Genomic DNA, 11563 nt, shown 5'->3' with positions numbered 1-11563 from the left:
GGAGCCGCCGCCGCCACCGGAGCCGCCACCGCCACCGGAGCCGCCGCCGCCACCGGAGCCGCCACCGCCACCGGAGCCGCCGCCGCCACCGGAGCCACCACCACCACCGGAGCCACCACCGCCACCGGAGCTACCACCGCCACCGGAACCACCGCCGCCAGAGCCATTGCCGCCAGAGCCACCACCGGAGCCACTTGAAGCACCGGCGCTTGCGCCGCCGGCTGAGCCGCTGTTTCCGGCATTGCCGCTGCCGGCAGCACTCGACGCCCCCGAGGCACCGCTTGCCGACGCCCCGCTTGCCCCGCTGGCACCGCTCGCCGCATTGCCGGCTGTACCGCCACTGGACCCGCCGATGCCGCCACCGCCGCCGCCCTCACCCCACAGGCCGTGGTTTGCAAACTCGTCAACCGGGCCCTGGCGCCTGGCGGGGGCGGCCACAGGCGCGCGTGCGGTCCGCGGTGCGATGACCTTCGCGCCGGTTTGTCCTGCCGGACCGGGGCGCGCAACGCGCCGGTCGGCCTGGCCCGGCGGTGCAGCCTTGGGCGGTGCGATGCGCAACGGGGGCGTTGGCGTGTACACGGGCGGCAGTGGCGTCGGCCGGCTTGCCGCCGGCGGCGCGCGCTGTTCGAGGACATCGATGGGAATGGTATCCCGCACGGATATGCCCGGGCCGGCCTTGGCGCCGGGGCGCGCTGCCGTGGCCTGCAAGTCGTCGTCGGATTGACGGCGGTCGCGGTCGGGCGCCCCCGTGACCGGCGCGGACCTGGCCGGGACCGGCAGGGCGACGCGGTCGAACGGACCGGGCGACAACGACGATGGCTGCCGCGGCGCACTGTCGGCCGTGGGCAGGGATACTTCGGGCTTGGGCCGGACCGGCATGCCGATGACGAGATCCGGGGGCAATCCTGTCGGCGCAATCGTGACATCGGCGGCGCCCGGCATCGCCAGTTCGTTTGCGCGCTGGCCGGCCAGGCGGGTGGACAGCGACTGCAGCATCGGCTCCGGCATGCCGAGAATCGGACCGACCGGGTGCAGCTCATAGGGCAGGACCGTGTAGGTCGATGCGCCGCGTTGCGTCCTGGGCGTGCCGCCGGTCGTGGCCGCGCTCATCGCAGCCGCATCCTTGGCCTGCGGCCTGCCCGGCCGCTGCGGTCCCTCGAAGGACTGAAGATCCAGCGGGATGACGGCGGCGCCGTCGGGGACGGCATAGTCCCGCGCCACGGGCGCCTCGACACCCGGACCGACTCGGCCGGCGATCAGGGCGGCGACGAGGATCACATGCAACCCGGCCGAGCCTGTCGCTGCGATGGTGATCTTCGATCGAAGTATTTCCCCGAGAAGCATAGCGCTGACCGGCCGACCCTGGGTGCCGGTCAGCTGACGTTGCCAGCCTCCTGAAGTTCCCTCGGCCGAGGAATTTGTCGGCCGGATCGTCCCGGCGCATCGCGGCAGCACGCCGATGCGCAACCTTTTGGCGCGGCCGGCATTGTTCAGGGGTGGCGTCGCCCCCAAGCGCCGCCCTCTCTCGTGGCCGCCGCACGCCTCTCCCCCTGTGCGGCGGCCATTTTTGTTGGGCCGGGGTCGCGTGCAGCGCCGCCGCACCGTGATCATTGAGGGGGGATGTGGGGTGCCTGTTGCTGGGCCGGACTGGAAGGGTCGCGTGTCAAGCCGGTCCTAGCGTCTAGAGGGACGACCATGGATGTGCTGACCCTTGGGCTTTACCCGTTCGCGCTGGGCGCGTTCGTTGCGGGCGTTCTCGGCCTGGCCTGGGGCCTGGTGCTGATCCTGAAAAATCCGGATCGAAAGTCCCGGGCGGACGGAACGATCTCTGTCGGCGGCGGCGCCGTTGCCATCGCGGCGGCCGTGAGCGCTCTCTCCTGGGCCGCACTCGCGGAGTGAGCGTCAATTCTCGACACCTGGGGCGTTTCACGCTTTGGTAGAAGCGTATTCCAGTTGCGGATCTTTACCGTCGTCCTGACAGCCTGTGATTTTTTGAGCCCACGCCTGTCATCCCGAGCGTAGCGAGGGATCTTTTCGGCCGCGAACGGCGCGAAAAACTGCTGAAAGATTCCCCTAGACTCACAAACGAAGTGCAACACCAGACTAAGGTGTTGCCATGGCTCGACATTATGAGCACTTCAGCCTCGATGAACGCTGCTCCATTGCCCAGCTTCACCAAGCCGGGCAGTCCATCCGCCAAATCGCGGCAGCTCTGGATCGCTCGCCATCGAGCGTGGCTCGCGAGCTGAAACGCAATCGCGGCGCCCAGGTCGGCTACAAACCCTCTTACGCCCAGCAACAGGCTGCTGCACGCCGATGGAAGGGCTGTCGCCTCGAACGCAACGCCCCTTTGCGCCACCTCGTCCTCCAGCGCCTGCGCTGCGGCTGGTCGCCCGAGCAGATTGCCGGCTGGCTCCACCGCCAGGACGCCACCACCACCATCAGCCACGAAAGCATCTACCGCTTCATCTATGCTCAGATCCGCCGAACCAACGACAGCACATGGCGCCTCTATCTGCCCAAGGCCAAGTACAAGCGCGGCCGACGCCGACGCAGGGCCGCCCCTGCCAATCTCATCAAAAACCGTGTCTCCATCGCCTTGCGCCCACACGACGTGCTGCTGCGCCGCACCTGCGGGCACTGGGAAGCCGACCTCATGCTCTTCGCCACCCCCGGGCAGGCCGTCCTCGTCGCCCACGAGCGAAAATCCCGGGTCCTCCTGCTCGCCAAGCAACCCGGCAAGGCCGCTCGGCCCGCCGCCGAGCAGCTCCTCACCTGGCTCACACCGCTCGATCGACGCCTGCGCAAAACCATCACCTTCGATAATGGCACCGAGTTCGCTCAGCACTTCATCCTCACCGACCAGCTCGGCATTCGAACCTTCTTCTGTGACCCCCACAGTCCCTGGCAAAAGGGTGCCATCGAAAATGCCATCGGACGCCTGCGCCGGCCTCTGCCACGAAGCACCGACCTCGCGACCATCGACAACAACGATCTCAACGCTCTCGTCGCCGCCTACAACAACACGCCCCGTAAGTGCCTTGCCTTCAACACTCCCGCCGAAGCATTCTTCTCTCAACTGTTGCACTTCAATTGTGAATCCACATCCTCGCTACGCTCGGAATGACAGCGCGCGGCGATAAGATCACAGCCTCTGAGCGCAGCGAAGGACCTTGCGGTGGATCGTTCAAAGAACGGCGGCGCCGGTGATCATCAGCGCCACCAGTGCCCATATCAGCACCGCAAGGTCCTTCGCTGCGCTCAGGACGACAGTTGCGGCGCTTCCATCAAACGACGAACCGTTCCAAGTGCGCGAGGCGCAGCCGGCGGCGGTGGCTGCCCGGCTGGCGCGAAAGAGCAGGACTCTTCGCCGGCAGCCGGTGAAATCCCGCCCGTGTGTCCGGCGATCCGGCGCACCGCTGCGCGCTGATCGCTTCCAGACCGCCCGGCCGCTGCGGCCGCTTCGCAACGCTTTCCCGCAACGCCGCTCTCTTCCATCCGCGGTTGCTCATCGCCATTCATCGTCGGAGAATTCCGCCGCGTAAAAAAAGCAGGAGGTCACCAGTGCGATCGTTGGCGGGTCATCGCCCCAGCGCCCTTCGCTTGATGCGTGCGTCGCACGGCGAAGCCGCTGCGGCCAGTGCTGTCGCGTGCAGCGGCCATGACTGAGGCAAGCGGCCCGCTCGAGGGTGTCCGGGTGCTGGATCTCACCACCATCCTGTTCGGTCCCTATGGGGCCCAGACCCTGGGCGACTGGGGTGCCGACATCATCAAGGTCGAGTCGCTGAGCGGCGATGGCTGGCGCTACTCCGGCCAGTTCCGCCATCGCGGCATGAGCGGCCAGTTCATGGCCGCCAACCGCAACAAGCGCAGCCTGGCGCTGGATCTGAAACATGCCGACGGCAAGGCCGTCCTGCGGCGCCTGATCCCGACGGTGGATGTCCTGGTCTCCAACGTGCGGCCCGCGGCGCTGGCCCGGCTGGGCTTCAGCTACGAAGATTGCCATGCGCTCAACCCGCGGCTGATCTACGCGGCGGCCACCGGCTTCGGCCAGGATGGTCCGTGGGCCGCGCGTCCGGCGTTCGACGAGATCGTGCAGGCGGCGTCGGGTTTCGCCTCCGCCATGGGCACGGGCGACGAACCGGCCTTCGTGCCGAGCCTGGTCGGCGACAAGCTGTGCGGCCTCTCCCTCACGGCGGCCGTGACGGCCGCCCTGTTTCGCCGCGAGCGGACCGGGCAGGGCCAGATGGTCGAGGTGCCGATGCTGGAGACCGTGGCGGCCTTCAACAGCATCGAGATGCTGGGCGGCCACGCCTTCGTGCCGCCGATCGGTCCGGCCGGCTACAAGCGCATGAAGGAGCGCCGGCCGGTGCGCACCAAGGACGGCTGGATCACCATGCTGCCGTACTCCGGCGACAACTGGTGCACGTTCTTCGAGACCGTCGGCCACCCCGAGTGCATCGAGGCCTTCGCCGTGCGCGATCCGGTGGCGCGGGCCGAGAACATCGACAGGATCTACGATCGCATGAGCGAGATCGCGCTCAGCCGCACCACGGCGGAGTGGGAGGAACTGTTGCTGCGCATCGACGTGCCGCACGCCGCCTTCGCCAAGCTGACCGAGATCGCCGAGCAGCCGCACCTCGACGCGGTCGGCCTGTTCGTGGACCTCGATCACCCGACGGAAGGGCGCCTGCGCCAGGCGCGGCCCTCGGCGCGGTTCTCGGAGAGCCCGGCGGGCATCCGGCGCATGGCGCCGCGGCTGGGCGAGCACAGCCGCGAGGTGCTGCGCGAGGCGGGCTACAGCGATGCCGACATCGCCGCGCTGATCGAGCGCAAGGCGGTGGGCGTGCCGTCGTAAACCTCTGCCTGGGAGCGCGGGCGTCCCGCCCGCTCATGTCATGACAGGCGAAATCCCTGCTTTCGCCTGAGCGGGCGGGACGCCCGCGCTCCCAGGTTTGATGGCCACTGTCGCCCTGAGATCAGCGAAGGACCTGGCGGTGCGCCAACCGCGCCGGCTGATATGTGTGGAATGAAGACTGCACAGAGGACACAGAGGCACACAGAGATAAGGCCGTGGTGCAGCTTCGGCGCGCGCGAAGATTGTTCTCTGTGTTTCTCTGTTCCTCTGTGGAGAAGTCTTCCTGCTCATGACCGCGCTCGTGCGGGTTGGCGCATCGCAGGGTCCTTCGCTGCGCTCAGGACGACAGTAGCGGCTGACTCCACCGAACGATGAACCGCGCTATCCAGCGGCCATCGCTGTTCTGGCAATGGCGTCGGCGTGGATCAGGGCGCTGTCCACGATGGGATAGCCCGGATCATCGGCGCCGAACGCCAGGGAGAGGTCGGTGCCGCCCAGCACGACGATGTCGGCGCCCTGGTCGCGGTGCAGGGCAAGACCGACAGCGCGGAAATAGGCGCAGTGCTCGGGCGATGCCCATCCCGCCTTGGCGATCGTGACATAGGCTTGATGGACGCTGACCAGTTCCACGGGCGGCGGCGCGACGACGTCCACGGACGACAGCCCGTAGAGCCGCGACTCCATGACCGCGCGGGTTCCCATCACCCCGATCCGCTTGACGCCGCGGGCGGCGAAATAGGCATCGAGCGCGGCGACCGCATTGGCGAGCGGCAGGGAAGAAACGGCTTCCAGTTCCTTGATGCAGAAATGGCCGCCCATCGACGTGACGGCGGCGATATCGCAGCCGCCGGCGCGGAGCTGGTCGATGAAGCGCGCGAAGATCGCGGCCTGCTCGGCGTTGCGCCCGGCCTCCAGATTGGCGATCAGTTCGGCGGCATCGGCGTGGACAATCGTCAGGCGCAGCCTGCGGCCGGCATCGGCGAAGGCCCGCACGAGCGCCCTGTAGTAGACTTCAGTTGCAGCGGGGCCAATCCCGCCGATCAGGCCGATGTGCATCGCGTGTCTCCGTCACCGGTTCGCCCGCGTCACCAACACCGGCGACGCCGGGGATGTTCCGCCGCGATCCCGAATTTTTGCGCGACCATCATGCCGTCAGACGAGTGATCCATACCTTCCCCCGGAGGGCATGTGGCTCGTGGGTGCTGGCTCATGCCGTAGCAACACACGCTGGGCGCGCGCCACGCTGTGGCGCGTCATGGCTTGCGCCACCCCATCGGGGTTCTTTCACAACGCAGGGCAAAAATGCCATGAGCATGACGCGCCACAGAGTGGCGCGCCCCCCGCGTCTGACCTTGCCGCCTTGGCTCACATGCGATTGCCCTGCCCCGGAGGGGAAGGAAATCATAGCCTCTCAGGCCGTCAGGATTGACACACCGGCCGCTCTCAATGGAACCAGGATCGCGTCAGGGGCGGACGCCTCGACCACCAGCGACGTCGCTTCCTGCAACGGCGCGATCGCGAAGGCGGAGGCAGCGCCCAGCTTTTCCGCCGTCGCCAGCACGATGGTCTCGCCGGATTGTGCGGAGATGGCGCGCTTGAGCGCCGCTTCCTCGGCGTCACCCGTGGTCAGCCCTGCGTCTGCGTGCACGCCGGTCACTCCCATGAAGAAGATGTCCGGCCGCACGCGACGGATCGTGTCGATCGCCGCGGCGCCCACGGCGACCACCGAATGCTTGAAGAGGCGCCCGCCCACCAGTTCGACCTCGATGAGCGGATGAGTCGCCAGTTCGACGGCGATGCTGGGGCTATGCGTCACCACGGTCGCGCGCACCGTCGGCGGCAGGGCGCGCACGAGTTGCAGGTTGGTGGTGCCGCCATCGATGAACACCACCTGACCCGGCTCGACCAGTCGCGCCGCGGCGCGTCCCAGTCGGACCTTGGCATCCGTCGCGATCGTGCCGCGGCGCTGGTAATCCACCACGGCTGGTGATGCCGGCAGCGCGCCGCCATGGACACGCTGGAGAACGCCCTCGCGCGCCAGCTCGCGCAGATCGCGGCGAACGGTGTCCTCCGAGAGGCCCAGTTCCTCGCTCAGGGCCTTGGCCACGATCCGCCCGTCGCGGCGCAGCACGTCTCGGATGTAGGCCTTGCGTTCGGACGTCAGCATCGCGATCCTGCACGAAATTTCTTGACTCTATACAGTATTGCACGAAACTGCCTCCCAACGGAAGAGGGCGTTCGGCATGAGCCTGGCGAATCGGGTGCGCATCCATGACGTGAAGACGCTGTCGGACGACTGGTACGTCCTGAAGAAGACGACCTTCGATTTTCAGCGCCGCGATGGCGTCTGGCAGCGCCAGTCGCGCGAAACCTATGACCGCGGCGACGGCGCGACGATCCTGCTGTACTCGCGCGCGCAACGAAGCGTCATCCTGGTGCGCCAGTTCCGGTTCCCGGCCTACGTCACGGGATGGGACGACCTGCTGACCGAGACGCCGGCGGGGCTGCTGGACCGGGCCACGCCGGCCGACGCGATCCGGCGCGAGGTCGAGGAGGAGACCGGATACCGGGTGCGCAACGTGCAGCCGGTGTTCCGCGCCTACATGAGCCCCGGTTCGGTGACGGAGCGCCTGTACTTCTTCGTCGCCGAATACGAGCCGCAGGATCGCGTGACTTCAGGCGGCGGCGATGAAGACGAAGGCGAGGACATCGAGGTCGTCGAATTGCCGATCGAGGACGCCCTCAGGCGCATCGACACCGGCGAGATCTGCGACGGCAAGACCATCATGCTGCTCCAGTACGCCGCGCTTCGCCTGTTTGCCGAGGATGTGCCGGCCGTCGAACCATCGCCATGATGTCGCCCGGGCCGGCTCACATGTATGGAATGAAGAATTCACCACGGAGGCACAGAGGACACAGAGAAGCACAGAGAACAGTCTTCGCGCGCGCCGAAGGTGGGCCATGGCCTTATCTCTGTGTGCCTCTGTGTCCTCTGTGCCCGAAAGGAACTGGCTAAGGCGGTTCGGCCATACGCTGGGGGCGCGCGACTCCGTCGCGCGTCTTCGTTCGGATCGACACATGACGCGCCACGGAGTGGCGCGCGCCCAGCGTATGCCCACACCACCGTGCGCCATTTCAGTCGTTGTGGTCGGCGTAGCCGGTGGGAACTCCGTGGTGAATTCTTCATTCTCATGACCGCGCGTTCGTGCGGATCGACGCCCCGCCTAGTCCGCGCCCGAAGGCCCGGCAACTCAGCGCGAAGACTTATGGGCGCGACGTGGCCAACGCTGCCTCGTAAGCCTGGAGGTTGGTGTGGGCGATGCGCAGGATCGGCGCCGCGATTGCGCATGACGTTGCCCGCGCCAGCATGTCGCCCAGAATGTGGTCCTGTTCCGTGCGGGCGCCGCGCTGCATGTCGCGGAGCATGGATGCGGTGCCTGTCGACGCCATGTCCGTCAATGTCGCGCGCGACTGCGCCGTGAACGCAGCGCCGGGTGGAAAGCCGCTGGCGGTGGCGATGGCGGCGCATTCGTCGAGCAGGCCGCTTGCGATCGTGGCGCCGCCCACGCGCGCGATCGTGCCGATCGGCGCCCGGAACAACGTGGTGATGCCGGCGTAGCTCGCGATGAAGACGAACTTCTCCCACATCTCTTGCAGGATCGACGCGCTCAGGACAGGGGCAAAACCGCCGGCGGACAGAACGGCATGCAGGGCTTCGGATGGCGGCTTCTGTGCCGGCGTCCGGGGGCCGAGCGCGAGATGCTGGATCTGGTTGAGGTGCTGGATGGCGCCCTCGGGCGTCACCGCGACGCCGATATGGCACAGCCCGCCGAGCACCTGGGCCTCCGGGAGGCGTGCGTCGAGCACGTCGAGATGGCGCACTCCGTTCAGCAGGGGCAGGACGATCGTGCCGGGTCCGACGGCGGGATGAACGGCATCGATCGCCGCATCGAGGTCATAGGCTTTGCAGGCGATCACCACCGCGTCGTAGCGGCGGTCGGCGCGGTCGGTGGTTGTCACGACGAGCCGCGCATCGCCCAGGGGGCTTCGCACCACCAGCCCCTGACGGGCGAGTTCAGCCGCGCGGCGCGGGCGCACCAGGAAGGTGACGTCGACGCCGGCGCCGGCAAGACGGGCGCCGAAGTAGCCGCCGATCCCGCCGGCGCCGAGGATCAGGATTCGGCATGTCTCCATCTGGCACACCTCGCGCTTTCGATCGCGTGATGTCCACTATAGGATATTTTGTCCACTATCGGCAAGCCGCTGTCATTCCGAGCGAAGCGAGGAATCTTTCGGCAGCGACGGGTCTGCTGTCCGCCCAAGATTCCTCGCTTCGCTCGGAATGACAGTTGAGCGTCCGTCGGTGCTAGCCGCCGCCGTTGTTGATGGCGATGTAGAAGACGGCGGGTTCGCGGTCCGAGGGGTTGTCGAAGCGATGGGGGACCTGTCCGCGGTAGAAAATGGCGTCGCCGGTCGCGAGGTCGTAGTGCGCATCGCCCAGGTGAAGCCGCAGGCGGCCGGCGGCGACGGTCAGCGTCTCCTCGACGCCGACGCGATGGGGCGGGAATGTCCCGGAGCTCTGTGAGGGCGGCAGGACGTTGACCACGAGATCGACGCCGGTGCCGCCGTGCGTGGTGGGCGACAGCGAGCGGCGTTCGAAGCCGGTCGTGGGCACGCGAAACACCGGCTGATCGCCGTAGGGGATCAGGACGATGTCGTCCGGCTGCTGGCCGCCGCCGACGAGCTGCGAAATGCTGAAGCCAAAACCCTCGGCGATCCGCCCCAGCACCGTCGCGGTCGGCGATGTGGCGCCGCGCTCGATCTTCGACAGCATGGACTTGCTGACACCCGTCTGGTCCGCCGCCTCGCGCAGGGACCACCGCCTGGCTTCCCGCAGTTCCTTCAGCCTTGTTCCCAGCGCCTTCGTCATCCTGAACCCCCGATCACGCGACCTCTACGCCGGGCGATGCGCCTGATCCTAGCGCGATGTTGCGCATGCCAGCGCCTGTGGATGGACAGTGCGGTTGACAGTAGTGGACAATATGTCCATTATAAGGGACATTCCAAGCCAGCGGGAGCGACGCAGCCATGTCCCTGTCCACATCCCTTTCCATTCGTAAGATCTGCGCCTTTCAGGAAGACGTTCGCGAAGACCAGCGCGTGCTGGCGCAACCCTTCAAGCATGTCATCGTCGCCGCCGTGATCCGCAACCCGTGGGCGGGACGCGGCTTCGTCGAGGATCTCAAGCCTGTCGTCGGCGAGATCGCGCCGCAGCTCGGCCAGCTGCTCGCCACCCACGCCGTGGGCATCATGGGCGGCGCCGACAAGGTGCAGGCATTCGGCAAGGCTGCCGCCGTCGGGCTCGGCGGCGACTACGAGCACGCCAACGCCCTGATCCACACCGTTCTCTTCGGCGATCCCTGCCGCCAGGCCATCAACGGGTCGGCGTGGATGGTGGGCAACCAGAAAGTCGCGCCGACCGGGCTGACGCTCGAGCTGCCGATGGCGCACAAGGACGACGCCAAGAACCAGAACTACTACCACACGATTCCCATCTTCATTCCCGACGCGCCGCGCGCCGATGAAATCGTCGTCGCCGTCGGCATGGCGTCCGGCACCCGTCCCAACGCGCGGCTGTGAGGCTGGTCCCATGAAGATCGCCTTCATCGGCCTCGGCATCATGGGCCGCCCCATGGCGGCGCATCTTCTCGACGCCGGGCATGAGCTTGCGGCCTTCGACATCGCCGCGGTTCCGGACGATCTGGTCGAACGCGGCGCCCGGCGCGCGGCGAGCGCGCAGGACGCGGCGGCCGCGGCCGAGATCATCATCCTGATGGTGCCGGACACGCCGCACGTCGAGGCGGCGCTGTTCGGTGCGAAGGGCGTCGCGGCCGGCCTGGCGCCCGGCAAGATCGTGATCGACATGAGCTCGATCGCGCCGCTCGCCACCAAGGACTTCGCGGCGCGCATCAACGCGCTGGGCTGCGACTACCTGGACGCGCCCGTGTCGGGCGGCGAGGTGGGGGCGAAAGCGGCGAGCCTCACCATCATGGTCGGCGGGCCGCAGGCAGCGTTCGACAAGGCCCGGCCGCTGTTCGAGCGGCTGGGCAAGAACGTGACCCTGGTGGGCGGCAACGGCGATGGGCAGACCACGAAGGTCGCCAACCAGATCATCGTCGCGCTGACGATCGCGGCCGTCGGTGAGGCGCTTCTGTTCGCGTCGAAGGCGGGTGCCGATCCGGCGAAGGTGCGCCAGGCGCTGATGGGCGGGTTCGCCAACTCGCGCATTCTCGAGGTGCACGGCGAGCGCATGGTCGCGCGGACGTTCGATCCGGGTTTCCGCATCGAACTTCACCAGAAGGATCTCAACCTCGCGCTGCAGGGCGCCCGTGCCTTGCACATCGCGCTGCCGGCCACCGCGCTGTGCCAGGAGCTGTTCAACGCCGCGGTCGCCCAAGGCGGCAAGGGCTGGGACCATGCCGGCCTCGTGCGTGTTCTTGAGCGCCTCGCCAACCACGAGATCGGCCAAACCGCCGCCGCGTGAGGCCTTCCATGACGGGCACTGTCGATGGCGGCGACGCAAGGGCGCTGCTGGTCCGCATGTTTCACGCCGCGGTCGCCGCCGCCGCGCCGTCGGTCTGCGTGCCGCGCCATCTGCCGCCGCCGCCGCGCGGGCGGACGATCGTGGTCGGCGCCGGCAAGGCC

10 protein-coding genes and 1 pseudogene are annotated in these 11563 nt (G+C 67.8%); 6 read left to right on the top strand and 5 right to left on the bottom strand.

The window, feature by feature from the left end; translation table 11 throughout:
* Nucleotides 1-1344 (bottom strand): annotated as a pseudogene (locus FQU96_RS42425) (hypothetical protein); the annotation flags it as partial.
* Between the two features lie 351 nt (nucleotides 1345-1695).
* On the opposite strand from FQU96_RS42425, the gene FQU96_RS41710 reads away from it, so the two are divergent.
* The 3 genes from FQU96_RS41710 to FQU96_RS41700 all read left to right on the top strand — a co-directional run bounded on the left by FQU96_RS41710 (nucleotide 1696) and on the right by FQU96_RS41700 (nucleotide 4858).
* Nucleotides 1696-1899: a hypothetical protein gene (locus FQU96_RS41710; RefSeq protein WP_146547365.1), complete on the top strand. Its 204-nt coding sequence runs from the start codon at nucleotides 1696-1698 to the stop codon at nucleotides 1897-1899.
* 217 nt (nucleotides 1900-2116) lie between these two features.
* Nucleotides 2117-3127: an IS30 family transposase gene (locus FQU96_RS41705; RefSeq protein WP_146547364.1), complete on the top strand. Its 1011-nt coding sequence runs from the start codon at nucleotides 2117-2119 to the stop codon at nucleotides 3125-3127.
* 534 nt (nucleotides 3128-3661) lie between these two features.
* On the top strand, nucleotides 3662-4858 hold the full coding sequence (locus FQU96_RS41700; RefSeq protein WP_146547363.1) for a CaiB/BaiF CoA-transferase family protein: 1197 nt from the start codon (nucleotides 3662-3664) through the stop codon (nucleotides 4856-4858).
* 381 nt (nucleotides 4859-5239) lie between these two features.
* Here FQU96_RS41700 and FQU96_RS41695 read toward each other — a convergent pair whose 3' ends face one another.
* Together FQU96_RS41695 and FQU96_RS41690 are read right to left on the bottom strand one after the other, a co-directional pair.
* A complete protein-coding gene (locus FQU96_RS41695; RefSeq protein ID WP_146547362.1) occupies nucleotides 5240-5914 on the bottom strand; it encodes an aspartate/glutamate racemase family protein in 675 nt (224 codons plus the stop codon).
* A gap of 355 nt (nucleotides 5915-6269) precedes the next feature.
* On the bottom strand, nucleotides 6270-7025 hold the full coding sequence (locus FQU96_RS41690; protein WP_146547361.1) for a DeoR/GlpR family DNA-binding transcription regulator: 756 nt from the start codon (nucleotides 7023-7025) through the stop codon (nucleotides 6270-6272).
* 76 nt (nucleotides 7026-7101) lie between these two features.
* Here FQU96_RS41690 and FQU96_RS41685 point away from each other — a divergent pair, with 76 nt between their 5' ends.
* Entirely contained in the window at nucleotides 7102-7713 is a 612-nt protein-coding gene (locus tag FQU96_RS41685) for an NUDIX domain-containing protein (RefSeq protein ID WP_146547360.1), read from the top strand.
* A 409-nt stretch (nucleotides 7714-8122) separates the two neighbouring features.
* Here FQU96_RS41685 and FQU96_RS41680 read toward each other — a convergent pair whose 3' ends face one another.
* On the bottom strand, nucleotides 8123-9052 hold the full coding sequence (locus tag FQU96_RS41680; RefSeq protein ID WP_146547359.1) for a ketopantoate reductase family protein: 930 nt from the start codon (nucleotides 9050-9052) through the stop codon (nucleotides 8123-8125).
* Nucleotides 9053-9224: 172 nt separating this feature from the next.
* On the bottom strand, nucleotides 9225-9788 hold the full coding sequence (locus FQU96_RS41675; protein WP_146547358.1) for a helix-turn-helix domain-containing protein: 564 nt from the start codon (nucleotides 9786-9788) through the stop codon (nucleotides 9225-9227).
* Between the two features lie 158 nt (nucleotides 9789-9946).
* Between FQU96_RS41675 and FQU96_RS41670 the strand changes: the two genes are divergently transcribed.
* Both FQU96_RS41670 and FQU96_RS41665 read left to right on the top strand, forming a co-directional pair.
* Complete coding sequence (locus FQU96_RS41670; RefSeq protein ID WP_146547357.1) at nucleotides 9947-10498, top strand: amino acid synthesis family protein; 552 nt, start codon at nucleotides 9947-9949, stop codon at nucleotides 10496-10498.
* 10 nt (nucleotides 10499-10508) lie between these two features.
* Nucleotides 10509-11402: a 2-hydroxy-3-oxopropionate reductase gene (locus tag FQU96_RS41665; RefSeq protein ID WP_146547356.1), complete on the top strand. Its 894-nt coding sequence runs from the start codon at nucleotides 10509-10511 to the stop codon at nucleotides 11400-11402.
* Nucleotides 11403-11563 lie beyond the last annotated feature (161 nt).

Origin of the sequence: Reyranella sp. CPCC 100927, from assembly GCF_007859315.1 — a bacterium.
In the GTDB taxonomy this organism is placed as follows: Bacteria; Pseudomonadota; Alphaproteobacteria; order Reyranellales; family Reyranellaceae; genus Vineibacter.
The sequence above is the reverse complement of the archived record's forward strand: the minus strand, read 5'-3'. Positions and strand labels throughout refer to the sequence as shown.

Coding starts and splice junctions, on each gene's coding strand:
- FQU96_RS41665 (WP_146547356.1), top strand. CDS start 10,509: ATGAAGATCGCCTTCATCGGCCTCGGCATCATGGGCCGCCCCATGGCG.
- FQU96_RS41695 (WP_146547362.1), bottom strand. CDS start 5,914: ATGCACATCGGCCTGATCGGCGGGATTGGCCCCGCTGCAACTGAAGTC.
- FQU96_RS41710 (WP_146547365.1), top strand. CDS start 1,696: ATGGATGTGCTGACCCTTGGGCTTTACCCGTTCGCGCTGGGCGCGTTC.
- FQU96_RS41675 (WP_146547358.1), bottom strand. CDS start 9,788: ATGACGAAGGCGCTGGGAACAAGGCTGAAGGAACTGCGGGAAGCCAGG.
- FQU96_RS41680 (WP_146547359.1), bottom strand. CDS start 9,052: ATGGAGACATGCCGAATCCTGATCCTCGGCGCCGGCGGGATCGGCGGC.
- FQU96_RS41705 (WP_146547364.1), top strand. CDS start 2,117: ATGGCTCGACATTATGAGCACTTCAGCCTCGATGAACGCTGCTCCATT.
- FQU96_RS41700 (WP_146547363.1), top strand. CDS start 3,662: ATGACTGAGGCAAGCGGCCCGCTCGAGGGTGTCCGGGTGCTGGATCTC.
- FQU96_RS41670 (WP_146547357.1), top strand. CDS start 9,947: ATGTCCCTGTCCACATCCCTTTCCATTCGTAAGATCTGCGCCTTTCAG.
- FQU96_RS41690 (WP_146547361.1), bottom strand. CDS start 7,025: ATGCTGACGTCCGAACGCAAGGCCTACATCCGAGACGTGCTGCGCCGC.
- FQU96_RS41685 (WP_146547360.1), top strand. CDS start 7,102: ATGAGCCTGGCGAATCGGGTGCGCATCCATGACGTGAAGACGCTGTCG.